Consider the following 13,089-nt stretch of genomic DNA (forward strand, 5'->3'; position numbering starts at 1 on the left):
GAGCCCATGGACTTCGGACTCGTTCTGCAGACCGACCCGCCGGCCTCGCGGGTCGTCTCCCTGATGCAGCGCGCCGAGCGCAACGGCTTCACCCACGGCTGGACCTTCGACTCGGCGGTGCTGTGGCAGGAGCCCTTTGTGATCTACAGTCAAATCCTCGCCAACACCACGAAGTTGAAGGTCGGCCCGATGGTCACCAACCCGGGCACCCGCACCTGGGAGGTCACCGCCTCCACCTTCGCCACCCTCAACGACATGTTCGGCAACCGCACGATCTGCGGCATCGGGCGCGGCGACTCCGCGATGCGCGTGGCCGGCCGCAGGCCCAACACGCTCGCCCGGATCAGCGAGGCCATGAAGGTGATCCGGGCGCTCGCCGGCGGGGGCGAGGCCGACCTCGGCGGCACCGTGATCAGGTTCCCGTGGATCGGGCCGGACGCCGAACTCCCCGTCTGGATGGCCGCGTACGGGCCCAAGGCGCTGAAGACGACCGGCGAGGAGGCCGACGGGTTCATCCTCCAGCTCGCGGACCCCTACCTCACCGAGTACATGGTGAAGGCGGTCAAGGACGCGGCCGTCGCCGCCGGACGCGACCCCTCGGAGGTGACCGTGTGCGTCGCCGCGCCCGCCTACGTCACCGAGGACGACTCGCCCGAGGCGCTCGCCCACGCGCGCGAGCAGTGCCGCTGGTTCGGCGGCATGGTCGGCAACCACGTCGCCGACCTGGTCGCCAAGTACGGCGAGCACTCCGCCGCCGTACCCGGCGCACTCACCGACTACATCAAGGCCCGCCAGGGCTACGACTACGCCCACCACGGGCGCAGCGGCAACCCGGACACCCGGTTCGTGCCGGACGAGATCGTCGACCGGTTCTGCGTCATCGGCACGGCCGAGGCGCACATCGAGAAGCTGACCAGGCTGCGCGAGCTGGGCGTCGACCAGTTCGCCGTCTACGACATGCACGACGCGCAGGAAGCGGTGATCGACGCCTACGGCGCTCGAGTCATCCCCGCGATCAACGACTGATCGCCCAGGACAAGGCCCCGCACGGCTCTCCCCGCCCCACCCCGTCGATTGGCCTGCCCATGACCGAAACAGTCCCCACGGGGGCGCCGGCCGACCGGACCGCCGCCGCCGACGGCCGGATAGAACTCGCCCCCCAGGCGTTCCCCGCCCACAGCCCCTTCGCCAACGAGGACCTGCGTCCGGTCCCGGTCGCCGAGCGCACCTGGACGACGTACAACTTCGCCGCGCTGTGGATCTCCATGGCCCACTGCATCCCCAGCTGGACCCTCGCCTCCGGCCTGGTCGCGCTCGGCATGGACTGGAAGCAGGCGGTGTTGACCATCGCCCTCGCCAACGTCATCGTGCTGCTGCCGATGCTCGCCACCGGCCACGCCGGACCCAAGTACGGCATCCCCTTCCCCGTGCTGGCGCGCGCCTCGTTCGGGCTGCGCGGCGCCAACGTCCCCGCGCTGATCCGGGCGGCCGTGGCCTGCGGCTGGTTCGGTATCCAGACCTGGATCGGCGGCAGCGGCATCTTCGCCCTCGGGTCGAAACTCACCGGCGGGGAATGGGAGGCCGCCGGACGGATCGCGGGCCACCCGTGGCCGCTGTGGCTGTGCTTCCTGTCGTTCTGGGCCGTCCAGATGGCGATCATCCACCGAGGCATGGACTTCCTGCGGCACTTCGAGAACTGGGCCGCGCCCTTCGTCATCGTCGGCGCGTTCGTGCTGCTGGTCTGGATCGCGGTGAAGGCCGACGGATTCGGCCGGTTGCTGTCGCAGCCCTCCGAACTCGGCTGGGGCGCGGACTTCTGGCCGGTCTTCTTCCCCTCCCTCATGGGGATGATCGGCTTCTGGGCGACGCTGTCCCTCAACATCCCCGACTTCACCCGCTTCGGGGCCAGCCAGCGGGCGCAGACCTGGGGCCAGTCGCTCGGACTGCCCACCACCATGACGCTGTTCGCGATCCTCGCCGTGCTGGTCACCGCCGGCAGTCAGGTGGTGTACGGCGAGGCGATCTGGGACCCGGTCGCGCTCGCCGCCAAGGCCGACAACGCCTTCGGCCTGCTCTTCGCCCTGGTGACCGTCCTGGTCGCCACCGTCTCCGTGAACATCGCGGCCAACGTCGTGTCACCCGCGTACGACCTGGCCAACCTCGCGCCGAAGCTCATCACCTTCCGTACCGGCGCGCTGATCACGGGCGTCGTGGGCGTGCTGATCCTCCCCTGGAAGCTGATCTCCACGCCCGAGTTCTACATCTTCACCTGGCTCGGCGTCGTCGGCGGCCTGCTCGGCACGGTCGCGGGCATCCTGATCGCCGACTACTGGATCGTCCGCCGCACCGTGCTCGACCTGGCGGACCTGTACACGCCGGGCGGCCGCTACTGGTACGCCGCGGGCTGGAACTGGCGTGCCCTCGCCGCGTTCGCCGTGGGCGGCGTCCTCGCGGTCGGCGGCTCCTACTCGACCGTCGGCGCGGACGGCACGGCGTCCGGACCGTTCCCGGCCGACGGACTGATCCCGTTCCTCAAGCCGCTCGCCGACTACGGCTGGGCGGTGGGCCTGGCGGCCTCGCTGCTGCTGTACGTCGCCCTGATGCTGCCGCGCGAGCGGAAGGCGGAGCGGGAGCGGACGCCGACGCGCGAACGGCCGGCCGCCGGCTGACGGGCGGGCGCGGCCGACGGAGGGCGGCCGGTGGGCGGCGCCGGCGCGGTACGGCGACCTACTGGCCGCTCTCCAGGGCCGCCACGGCCTCCTTGGCGGCCTTGATGGCCCCCTTGTTGATCTCGTCCGCGCTCGGCGCGTCCTTCGTCTCGAAGTCGGAGCCGTTGTACGTGACGACCACCAGCGCGTTGGCGGCACGCACCAGCACCACGCCCTCGCGCGTCTTCTGCTTGTCCTCGGAGACGAGGTTGACGACGGAGTACGCCTCGTCGCCGACGCCGGGCACGTCGCCGCCGCCGCTCTTCTCCTCGACGCGGGCCCGGAACTGCGCCTCGGCCCGCTCGTCGGAGTCGCCGATCTCGAAGGAGACGTCGAGCCAGCGGTAGTCGTAGCCCTTGAGCGCGTTCCACGAGCAGGTGCGGCGCACGGACTCGTCAGTGGAGGGGATCTCCTTCCCCGAGGTCTTCGCCCCCGGCACCAGCGCGGAGATCGTGCCCTTGGCCAGGCTGGTGCAGGGCGCGGGCGCGGCGGTGTACGTCTTCACGGCCGCCGTCCGCGAGGGCGCGGTGGCGGACGGGCTGCCGCCCCTGCCGGCCGCCTTGTCCTGGGCGGCCGGGGCGGAGGTCTGCGGGCCGGAGCTGAGCGCCCAGCCCGCGCAGGCGAGCACGGCGACCGGGGTCAGCCGGGTGATGAGAGCGAGCGGCAGGGGAAGAGAACGCACGACGCACTTCTCGTGGGGACGGTGCGGAAGGAGTCCGCACTGCGGACGGGACGCCAGTTTCACACGAGTCCCGGTGGGGGGAAAGGGCCAACTCGCTCCGTGCCCGGGCGGTGACTGTGACCCAGCGTCGGTGGGCTGAATGCGGTGTTATGTCCGGTCAGGCGGTGGGGCCGTCGTCCGCACGGAAGCCGGCTTCCGTCTCGGCTCCCAGCAGTTCCCGGAACGCCTCGCTCCCGGCCGGCGTCACCTTCACCGCGCGTCCGGAGCCGATCCGCCGTACCCAGCCCCGCTCCAGCGCCGTCGCGCACAGCGCGGCTCCCAGGGCGCCGGCGAGGTGGGGGCGGCGTTCCGTCCGGTCCAGGCAGCCGCGGACCAAGGGGCGCCGTGCGTCCGCCGGGTGCCGGTGGCCGAGGGCGTCGGCGAGCCAGGCCCGGCCCGCCGGGGTGACGGCGAGCCCGGAGTCGTCGGCGACCAGGCCCCGGGCGAGCAGCGCGTCGGCCAGGGTCACGGCCAGCCGCCCCGCCAGGTGGTCGTAGCAGGTGCGGGCCATCGCTTCGGCGCCGAGCCGTGCCGACTCGCGCAGGCCTCCCGGGCGTGCGGCGTCGGGGGCGAAGGAGGCGACGGCCTCGACCAGGGCCGCCGCTTCGGGGCCGGCCAGCCGGACGTAGCGGTGCCGGCCCTGGCGCTCCTCGGCCAGCAGCCCGCCCGCGACGAGGCGGGAGAGGTGCTCGCTGGCGGTGGACGGCCGGACCCCGGCGTGCCGGGCCAGCTCGCCCCCGGTCCAGGCGCGGCCGTCGAGGAGGGCCTGGCAGAAGGCGGCGCGGGTGCGGTCGGCGAGCAGACCGGCGGTCTCGGCGAGCGGGGACATGCGGTCATCATCCCGCCCGGACGGTTCGGCCCGCGTCGAACCGTCCCGGCTCTGGCGTCGGGACCGTGACGCACCCGCGCCCTCCCGCCGCACCCCTCGCAACCCCCTTCGGCCGCCCGCACCACTGGTCGGCCCCGCTGCTGCCCAGCCGCGTCCCGCCCGCTGGAAACAGGCGGGTGCCGACGGGGTGTTCGTGCCGGGGCTGTCGGACCCGGCCGCGATCGCCGCGCCGACCCGGCCCCTCACCGTGCCGCTGAACGTCCTCCACACCCCGGACGGACCCGCCCTCGCGCAGCTCGCCGCGCCGTGCGCGCGCCGGGTCGGCCTCGGCCCGCTGCTCCACCGCACGGCCCCGGTGGCGGCGGTGGCCACCGCGAGGGCCGTCCGGGGCGGGGAATCGGGGAGCCGCCCGCCGCCACGCATGCCGAGGTCCAGCGGCCGGCGACGGGAGACCGGCGGCGTTCATGGTGATTCCACCCGGAGTGCACCGGCCGGGAGGGGAATGTCAGTGGCCCGTGGTCTCATGGAGGCATGATCGAAGACAGTGAAACCATCGACGGGTTTCTCGCCCGGCATGCCGGCGACGTGGAGGAGGCGGTCCGCAAGGCGGCCGCCGCCGAGATCATGCCGCGGTTCCGGCGGCTGGCCGCGCACGAGATCGACGAGAAGAGCGGGCCGCACGACCTGGTCACGGACGCCGACCGCAACGCCGAGCGGCACCTGACCGAGGCGCTGTGCCGGCTGCTGCCCGGCTCCGTGGTCGTCGGCGAGGAAGCGGTGCACGCCAACCCCCTGTCGTACGAGGCGATACGGGGCGCTGCCCCGGTCTGGATCGTCGACCCCGTCGACGGCACCCGGCAGTTCGTGCACGGCGACGACGGATTCTGCACCCTGGTCGCACTGGCGTGGCGCGGCACGGTCCTCGCGTCCTGGACCTACGCCGCCGCCCGCGACCAACTCGCCACCGCCGTCAGAGGACAGGGCGCCTTCCTCGACGGGCAGCGCCTGTACGCCGGGCCCGCCCGGCCCGCTCGGGAGCTGAGGGTCGCCGTCTCGCACCCCGACTACACGACCGACGAGCAAAAGCGCGCCCTGCTCGGGCTGTGGACCCCCGGCGTCGCGCCGCGCTCCTGCGGCTCGGCCGGCCTGGAGTATCTCGCCGTAGCCCGCGGCGAGTCCGATGCCACCGCCTTCTCCTGGGAGGCGGCGTGGGACCACGCGGCCGGGCTGCTGCTGGTCGAGGAGGCGGGCGGCACCCATCTCACGCTCACCGGCGAGCCGTTCCGCATCACCGGGGGCAACGCCCTGCCGTTCACGGCCGCGAGGGACGCGGCGACCGCGCGCCGGGTGGCCGGGCTGCTGGGCGCGACGCAGTGACCCGGAGCGTCGGTGCCCCGGCATATCCTGGCTCAGTGGCCATCGGCTGACGAAGGGGTCCGAAGGTGCCGTCGATGCTCGATGCGGTCGTGGTGGGGGCGGGGCCCAACGGGCTGACCGCCGCCGTGGAGCTGGCCCGGCGCGGCTTCTCCGTGGCCGTCTTCGAGGCCCGTGAGACGGTCGGCGGGGGAGCCCGCACCGAGGAACTGACCCTGCCCGGCTTCCACCACGACCCGTGCGCCGCGGCCCACCCGCTCGGCGTCAACTCCCCGGCGTTCCGCGCCCTCCCGCTGGAGCGCCACGGCCTGGAGTGGCTGCACCCCGAGCTTCCCATGGCGCACCCCTTCCTCGACGGCACCGCGGCGGTCCTCGCCCGCTCGGTCGGCGAGACGGCCGCCTCCTTCGGCCCCCGCGACGCGGGCGCGTACCGGCGGCTGGTCGAACCCTTCCTGCCCAAGTGGGACACGCTGGTACGGGACTTCATGTCCCTGCCCCTGACCGCGCTGCCCCGCGACCCGGTCACCCTGGCCCGGTTCGGCCTCGCCGGGCTGCCCCCGTCCACCTGGCTGACCCGCCGCTTCCGCGACGAACCGGCCAAGACCCTCTTCGCCGGCCTGGTCGCCCACGTCATGGCCCCTCTCAGCGGTTTCGCCACCGGCGCGATCGGCCTGGTCTTCGCCCTCGCCGCGCACGCCCGCGGTTGGCCGGTGGCCCGCGGCGGCTCCCAGGCCGTCTCGGACGCCCTCGCCGGGCTGCTCCAGGAGTTCGGCGGCACGATCCACACCGACTACGAGGTCAAACGCCTCGACGACCTGCCGCCCGCGCGCGCCTACGTCTTCGACACCTCGCCCACCGCCCTCGCCCGCATCGCCGGCCTCGGCAGCCACTACGCCGGGTACCGCTACGGCCCCGGCGTCTTCAAGATCGACTACGCGCTGGACGGCCCCGTGCCGTGGACCGCCGAGCAGGCACGCCGGGCCGGCACCGTGCAGATCGGCGCCGACAGCAAGGAGATCGGCGCCGCGCTGCGCGCCGCCTCCCGCGAGGGCCGCGCCCCCGACCCGCCCTTCCTGATCACCGTGCAGCCCAGCGTCGTGGACCCCAGCCGCGCCCCGGCGGGCAAGCACGTCTTCTGGGCGTACGGCCACGTCCCCAGCGGCTGGACCGGCGACCTCACCGACGCCGTCGAACGCCAGCTGGAGCGCTTCGCCCCCGGCTTCCGCGACCGTGTCCTCGCCCGCGCCACGGCGGGCCCGCCCGAGATGGCCGCCCGCAACGCCAACTACGTCGGCGGCGACATCGGCACGGGCGCGGTCTCCGGGCTCCAGACCGTCCTGCGCCCCAAACTGTCCCTGTTCCCGTACGCCACCCCGCACCCCGCCGTCTTCATCTGCTCCTCGGCCGCCCCGCCCGGCCCCGGAGTCCACGGCATGTCGGGTCACAACGCGGCCAAGGCCGTATGGCGGAGGCTGCGTCAGACATGACCGCGATCACCCTCGTCCAGGGCGACATCACCCGGCAGCGCGCCGACGCGATCGTCAACGCCGCGAACTCCTCCCTGCTCGGCGGCGGAGGCGTCGACGGCGCGATCCACCGGCGCGGCGGCCCGGCCATCCTCGAGGAATGCCGCCGGCTGCGCGCCTCGCGGTACGGCAAGGGCCTGCCCACCGGCCGCGCGGTCGCCACCACCGCCGGGGAACTGGACGCCCGCTGGGTGATCCACACGGTCGGTCCCGTGTACAGCCGGGAGGAGGACCGCTCCGCGCTGCTGGCCTCCTGCTACCGCGAGTCGCTGCGCGTCGCCGACGAGCTGGGCGCCCGTACGGTCGCCTTCCCCGCCGTCTCCGCCGGGATCTACGGCTGGCCGATGGACGACGCCGCGCGGATCGCCGTGGAGACCGTCCGGGCCGCGGGGACGGCCGTCGAGGAGGTCCGGTTCGTGCTCTTCGACGAGCGGGCGTACGCGGCGTTCGCGGCGAGGGCCGGCGTGCGCGAGTAGCAGGCCCGGCCTGCTCGTCGGGTCCTCCCCGCGCGCCCCACTGGCGAACCTCCCGGCCGCGAGTTCCGACGCCGCGCCCACCCCTCCCGTCCCGGACGGCGTACTGCGCACCCCCGCCCTCGGACGCATGACCGAACAGGTCCCTCGAACGGGCACGTGTCGGACACGGCACGGGGGAAACCCGGTGCACGGCGCACCAGCGGTGGGCGCCGACGTGGAAAGGGGCAGCAGCCATGCGTTTCCGTGACCGGGCCCATGCCGGCCGTGAACTGGCCGAGCACCTGCGCATCCTGCAGGAGAAGGGGACGCTGCCGGACCCGGTGGTGCTCGCCCTGCCCCGGGGCGGTGTCACGGTGGCCCGCGAGGTCGCCCGCGCGCTCGGCGCCCCGCTCGACGTGCTGGTCGTCCGCAAGATCGGCGCGCCCCTCCACGAGGAGTACGGCGTCGGCGCCATCGCGGGCGACGGGCCGCCGCTGTTCGACGCCCGCGCCCTGGCGCAGCTCGGCCTGGACGAGGAGGAACTCGCCCCGGTGGTGGAGCGCGAGCGCACCGAACTGCACCGCCGGGAACACCGCTACCGCGAGGACCGACCAGCGCCCGACCTGCGCGGACGCACCGCGATCCTGGTCGACGACGGGCTGGCCACCGGCGCCACCGCGCGCGCCGCCGTGCGGGCCGTGCGCCGTCAGGAACCGGAGCGGGTCGTCGTCGCCGCGCCGGTCTGCTCGCACGAGGCGTCCGACCTGCTGCGCGCCGAGGCGGACGACGTGGTGTGCCTGTCCCGGCCGAGCCCGTTCCACGCGGTGGGCCTCTGGTACGACGACTTCGACCAGGTGACCGACGAAGAAGTGCTGGACGCCCTGCACGGCGGCTGACCTTCCCAGCTCCAGGAGATTCCATGACCAGGCATGTACGTGACGTGATGTCGCCCGGCGCGGCCACGGTGGAGCCGATGACCTCCGTCGCGCGGGCCGCCCGCATCATGCGGGAGCGGGACATCGGCGACGTCCTGGTGGCGTACGACTGCGACCTGTTCGGCGTCCTCACCGACCGCGACATCGCGGTACGGGCCGTCGCCGAGGGCCGCGACCCGAACACCACCAGGGTCGGCTCCCTGTGCACCCGCCCGCCCGTGGCCACCCTCGTCCCCGAGGACACCACCGACTACGCCGTTCAGCTCATGCGCCGGCACGCGGTGCGCAGACTGCCCGTCGTGGAGCGGGGCGGCTGCCCGGTCGGCATGGTCAGCCTCGGCGACCTCGCCGCCATCGAGACCCCGAACTCCGCCCTGGCCGACATCAGCCGGGCCGTCCCGAACCACTGAAGCGGCACGGCGCCCGTCGAGGGGAGACACGGACCGTGGTCCAACGCACCGGAACCGAGCCGCGCACCGCACGCAGCGCGCTGCGTCTGCGCGCCCTGCTGACCGGCGTCTTCCTGCCCGTTTTCGTCGCGGCGGCCGTGCTGTTCGGCCTCTGGGCCGCCGACTCCTCCGCCGGCGACACCCCGGGCTCCGGCGTGCTCACCGGCCTCGCCGTCGCCTGCGGCGCCCTCGCCGTGGTGGCGGCCGTCGACGCGCTCGTCGTACGCCGCCGGATGCGGCAGGAGCGGGCGGAGCGGGGAGCCGGCGGCGGTCGCTGAGACCGGCGTCATGGCGATCAGTGTGGCGGGGGCCGGCGCGGAGCGGAAGAATTCCCGTGCACCGTGTGCCGGCCCCGGCGCACCGCGCACCCCGGTCTTCACCGCACCGGACGTCACACCGGAAGGGACCTTCGCATGGCCGAGCAGGTCGAGCTGGACGAGCGCTTCGACGTCGTGGTCCTGGGCGCGGGCCCGGGCGGCTATGTCGCCGCCATCCGCGCCGCCCAGCTGGGCAAACGCGTCGCCGTCGTCGAGGAGAAGTACTGGGGCGGCGTCTGTCTGAACGTCGGCTGCATCCCCACCAAGGCCCTGCTGCGCAACGCCGAGCTGGCGCACATCGTCACCCGCGAGGCCAAGACCTTCGGCATCAAGGTGGACGGGCAGATCTCCTTCGACTACGGCGAGGCCTTCCGGCGCAGCCGCAAGGTCGCCGACGGCCGGGTCAAGGGCGTCCACTACCTGATGAAGAAGAACGGGATCACGGAGTACGACGGCCGCGGCGCCTTCCTCGACCCGCACACCCTCCAGGTCACCGGCTACGACGGCGAGACGCGCACCATCGGCTTCGAGCACTGCGTCATCGCCACCGGCGCCACCCCGAAGCTGCTGCCCGGCACCAAGCGCAGCGCGCGCGTGGTGACCTACGAGGAGCAGATCCTGGCCGATGACCTGCCGCAGTCGATCGTCATCGCGGGCGCGGGCGCGATCGGCATCGAGTTCGCCTACGTGCTGCACAACTACGGCGTCAAGGTCACGATCGTCGAGTTCCTGGACCGGATGGCCCCGCTGGAGGACGCCGAGGTCTCGGCCGAACTGGCCAAGCAGTACCGGCGTCTCGGCATCGACGTGCTCACTTCCACCCGGGTCGAGTCGATCGACGAGTCGGGGCCGCGGGTGCGGGTCACGGTCACCGGCAAGGACGGCTCGCAGCAGGTGCTGGAGGCCGACAAGGTGCTCCAGGCGATCGGGTTCGCACCGAACGTCACCGGCTACGGCCTGGAGAACACCGGCGTCCGCGTCACCGAGCGCGGCGCGATCGACGTCGACGGCCGCTGCCGCACCTCCGTGCCGCACATCTACGCCATCGGCGACGTCACCGCCAAGCTGATGCTCGCCCACGCCGCCGAGGCGATGGGCGTGGTCGCCGCCGAAACCCTCGCGGACGCCGAGACCATGGAGCTCGACTACGCGATGATCCCGCGCGCCACGTACTGCCGGCCGCAGATCGCGAGCTTCGGCTACACCGAGGCCCAGGCCCGCGAGCGGGGCCACGACGTGAAGGTCGTCAAGTTCCCGTTCACCGCCAACGGCAAGGCGCACGGTCTCGGCGACGCCACCGGGTTCGTGAAGCTGATCAGCGACACCCGGTACGGCGAGCTGCTCGGCGGCCACCTCATCGGTCCCGACGTCACCGAGCTGCTGCCCGAGCTGACGCTCGCCCAGCAGTGGGACCTCACCGTCCACGAGGTCGCCCGCAACGTCCACGCCCACCCGACGCTGGGCGAGGCCGTCAAGGAAGCGGTGCACGGGCTGGCCGGTCACATGATCAATATGTGAGCGCCCGGCAACGGAAGCGGCTGAGGCGACTGTCGCGCCTCAGCGCGGGGCGCCCATGATCTGGGTCCACCAGAGACCGGATCCGTGGCCGGAGCCGTAGCCGGAATCTCCACCGGAATTGCCGCCGGAATCATCTGCCGTGATTCCCACGCCGATCTCCCGGAATGCGCAGGAGAGAATATTGTGCCGGTGCGGCCTGCTTTTCATCCAGGCGGCGACGGCGCTCTCGGCGTCCGGATAATCGCGGGCGATGTTTTCCGCCGCCTTCCGCCCGTCGTACCGCACGTCTTCGAGGCGCTGCGCCAGTGATGTCCCGCCGGGTCCGTCGTGGGAGAGAATTCCGGTGCGGGCCATATGGGCGCTGTGTCTCTGGGCGGCCTTGGTGAGACCCGGGTGGAGTTCGAGGGCGGGGCAGTCGGCTTCGGACCGCACCGTGTTGACCAGGCGGACGACCCGGGCTCGCTCGCCGGCGGTGTCCGGCCGTGGCGCCGTGGTGCCGCCGGAGGGAGCGGGGGGAGCCGGGGGCGGCGGCGTCCCGGCGCCGGCGGTGGGGGAGCGAGGGCCGTGCGCGGGCGGTTCGTGGGAGGCGGCCGTGCCCATCAGGGCGGTCACCGCGACCGCGGCGGCGGTCATCAGAGCGGGCAGCAGTGCGGAGCGGACGGGACGTGGGCGCCCACGGTCCTGTCGGCGGTGACGGGCGGCGTCGTGCGGCATGTCCCTCCTTCTGGGTGTGCGGATGCGGTTCCCGGCCGTACCCCGCGCGGCGGCGGTACCGCGGCGGGGACGGCAGCGGGGGACGAGGCCGAGCGTCTCGTCCCCCGCTGCTCCGGGTACCGGCCGGGGTCGCTCCGGTACCCGGACGTGCCTGCGTCGGCAGTCGGCCGGCTCGCTGCCGACGTCTCAGCAGCGGCACTCCGGCGCCCGTGGGCGTACCGGGCCTACGGGCGGAGCGCCTCCGTGGACGGGGCGGTCAGGCGGTCAGTCCCCGGTGTCGGTGGCCCACACCGGCTGGTTGTTCGCGTCGTAGATGACGACGTTGCCGTCGTCCTGGACGACGAGCCGCTCGCCCTTGTGCCAGGTGTTGGAGTGCCACACCGGCCTGCCGTTCGCGTCGTACAGGACGAAGTTGCCGTCCTCCTGGAAGACGGCGCAGTTGCCCTTCGGCCAGGCGTCCTTGGCCTGCCACACCGGTCGGCCGTCCTTGTACAGGACGAAGTTGCCGTCCTCCTGCACGCGCAGCACGGTCCTGCCGTTGCCCGAGGTCAGTGCCTGGTTCTTGCAGATCTTGGTGCCCTTGGGGAAGGAGGCGTCGGCCAGGGGAGTGGCCTCGTTCTCCAGGTCCGCCGCCTGCGTGTGCTGGGTGGGGGCGGCGGTGGCCGCAGTGGCGCCGGCGGCGGTTCCGCCGGCCAGCAGCATGGCCGCAACGGCAGCGACGGCCAGGCGGCCGAAGTTCTTGTCCACGGGAGGACCTCCTCGAATCGATGGGGCGCTCCGGAACGGAACGCTCAATGCGAGGAATCCCCGGGGAATTCCGGCGCCAATCCAGGGAATGAGGGAGGCGGGTGAATTCTGGTCGGGTGGGCGGGCGTCTGAAGAATGGTTCATGCGGTGACCGGCCTGCGGGAAGGATGCGGCCGTGAATTTAATGCAATTGACGGAATTCATGTGGTGAATTCCTATAATAGCAATTATCGAGCTCTGGCTGGAAGTGGTCGGTGGCCTGCTCGCCGGTTCCGGAAAAACCCACCCACCGGTCGTTTTTCCCCGTCCGTCATCACCCACACTCGCACCAGGACGCGACTTCGGGCTCCCGGGCGGGGGCGTGGTTGACGAAGGCGCGGTCTTCCGTCCGTCCGAGGCCCGCTCGGCCCGCTGGGCCGGCCCGCTCTACTCGGTCGCGTCGCTGATTCCGAGCCGCAGATGCTCGACGTGGTAGACGGCCTGGTCGAGGAGTTCGGCGACGTGGTGGTCGTGCAGCGCGTAGACCACCGACCGGCCGCGCCGCTCGCCGACGACCAGGCCGAGGTTGCGCAGCAGTCGCAGCTGGTGCGAGCACGCCGACTGCTCCATGCCGACCTGGGCGGCCAACTCCGTGGCGGGTAGCGGCCCTTCGCGCAGCCGGGCGAGGATCAGCAGCCGGGACGGGGTGGACAGGGCCTGGAGGGTGGTGGCCACCTTGGCGACGTTGTCCGCGTCGAGGCGTACGCGCTCCGGTGCGCCTTGCGTGGTGGTGACGGCTCCATGACCCATGGCGTCA

General features: G+C 73.0%; 15 protein-coding genes. 10 read left to right on the top strand and 5 right to left on the bottom strand.

The genetic code is table 11. The features are described from left to right. The first annotated feature begins 6 nt into the window (after positions 1-6). Both ACZ6KF_RS06220 and ACZ6KF_RS06225 read left to right on the top strand, forming a co-directional pair. Positions 7-1,026 carry a TIGR03842 family LLM class F420-dependent oxidoreductase gene (locus ACZ6KF_RS06220; RefSeq protein WP_356627877.1) on the top strand — a complete coding sequence of 340 codons (1,020 nt, stop codon included), beginning with the start codon at positions 7-9 and terminating at the stop codon, positions 1,024-1,026. A 59-nt stretch (positions 1,027-1,085) separates the two neighbouring features. Continuing rightward, complete coding sequence (locus ACZ6KF_RS06225; protein WP_469237484.1) at positions 1,086-2,669, top strand: NCS1 family nucleobase:cation symporter-1; 1,584 nt, start codon at positions 1,086-1,088, stop codon at positions 2,667-2,669. A gap of 58 nt (positions 2,670-2,727) precedes the next feature. On the opposite strand, the gene ACZ6KF_RS06230 is transcribed toward ACZ6KF_RS06225, so the two are convergent. After that, positions 2,728-3,390 carry a hypothetical protein gene (locus tag ACZ6KF_RS06230; protein ID WP_356627879.1) on the bottom strand — a complete coding sequence of 221 codons (663 nt, stop codon included), beginning with the start codon at positions 3,388-3,390 and terminating at the stop codon, positions 2,728-2,730. Positions 3,391-3,547: 157 nt separating this feature from the next. Further along, positions 3,548-4,258, bottom strand: coding sequence for an ArsR/SmtB family transcription factor (locus tag ACZ6KF_RS06235; protein ID WP_356627880.1), 711 nt, complete (start codon positions 4,256-4,258; stop codon positions 3,548-3,550). Here ACZ6KF_RS06235 and ACZ6KF_RS06240 point away from each other — a divergent pair. From ACZ6KF_RS06240 to lpdA, 8 genes are all read left to right on the top strand, one after another. Beyond that, positions 4,257-4,793, top strand: a complete 537-nt coding sequence (locus ACZ6KF_RS06240; protein WP_469237486.1) for an isocitrate lyase/phosphoenolpyruvate mutase family protein — start codon at positions 4,257-4,259, stop codon at positions 4,791-4,793. The genes ACZ6KF_RS06235 and ACZ6KF_RS06240 overlap by 2 nt on opposite strands. After that, the gene (locus ACZ6KF_RS06245; RefSeq protein ID WP_356627882.1) at positions 4,790-5,635 is read left to right on the top strand and encodes an inositol monophosphatase family protein; all 846 of its coding nucleotides are present in this window, start codon (positions 4,790-4,792) and stop codon (positions 5,633-5,635) included. Before ACZ6KF_RS06240 ends, ACZ6KF_RS06245 begins: the two co-directional genes overlap by 4 nt. A gap of 74 nt (positions 5,636-5,709) precedes the next feature. Continuing rightward, entirely contained in the window at positions 5,710-7,119 is a 1,410-nt protein-coding gene (locus ACZ6KF_RS06250; protein WP_469237488.1) for a phytoene desaturase family protein, read from the top strand. Continuing rightward, a complete protein-coding gene (locus ACZ6KF_RS06255) occupies positions 7,116-7,634 on the top strand; it encodes an O-acetyl-ADP-ribose deacetylase (RefSeq protein ID WP_469159894.1) in 519 nt (172 codons plus the stop codon). Before ACZ6KF_RS06250 ends, ACZ6KF_RS06255 begins: the two co-directional genes overlap by 4 nt. 233 nt (positions 7,635-7,867) lie before the next feature. Next, positions 7,868-8,509 carry a phosphoribosyltransferase gene (locus tag ACZ6KF_RS06260; RefSeq protein ID WP_356627885.1) on the top strand — a complete coding sequence of 214 codons (642 nt, stop codon included), beginning with the start codon at positions 7,868-7,870 and terminating at the stop codon, positions 8,507-8,509. A gap of 23 nt (positions 8,510-8,532) precedes the next feature. Then, positions 8,533-8,958, top strand: coding sequence for a CBS domain-containing protein (locus ACZ6KF_RS06265; protein ID WP_469237490.1), 426 nt, complete (start codon positions 8,533-8,535; stop codon positions 8,956-8,958). 35 nt (positions 8,959-8,993) lie between these two features. Beyond that, positions 8,994-9,275 (top strand): DUF6343 family protein, encoded by a 282-nt coding sequence (locus ACZ6KF_RS06270; RefSeq protein WP_469237492.1) that lies wholly within the window; start codon positions 8,994-8,996, stop codon positions 9,273-9,275. 135 nt (positions 9,276-9,410) lie between these two features. Further along, positions 9,411-10,832 (top strand): dihydrolipoyl dehydrogenase, encoded by a 1,422-nt coding sequence (lpdA, locus tag ACZ6KF_RS06275; protein ID WP_356627888.1) that lies wholly within the window; start codon positions 9,411-9,413, stop codon positions 10,830-10,832. 39 nt (positions 10,833-10,871) lie between these two features. Here the strand turns inward: lpdA and ACZ6KF_RS06280 are convergent, their stop codons facing one another. The 3 genes from ACZ6KF_RS06280 to ACZ6KF_RS06290 form a co-directional block, all read right to left on the bottom strand. After that, positions 10,872-11,546 carry a CAP domain-containing protein gene (locus ACZ6KF_RS06280; RefSeq protein ID WP_469237494.1) on the bottom strand — a complete coding sequence of 225 codons (675 nt, stop codon included), beginning with the start codon at positions 11,544-11,546 and terminating at the stop codon, positions 10,872-10,874. A gap of 264 nt (positions 11,547-11,810) precedes the next feature. Then, the gene (locus tag ACZ6KF_RS06285) at positions 11,811-12,293 is read right to left on the bottom strand and encodes a hypothetical protein (RefSeq protein ID WP_469159890.1); all 483 of its coding nucleotides are present in this window, start codon (positions 12,291-12,293) and stop codon (positions 11,811-11,813) included. A gap of 426 nt (positions 12,294-12,719) precedes the next feature. Then, positions 12,720-13,082, bottom strand: a complete 363-nt coding sequence (locus ACZ6KF_RS06290; protein ID WP_356627891.1) for an ArsR/SmtB family transcription factor — start codon at positions 13,080-13,082, stop codon at positions 12,720-12,722. Between the last annotated feature and the right edge of the window lie 7 nt (positions 13,083-13,089).

This window comes from Streptomyces sp. NPDC046379 (genome assembly GCF_055587785.1).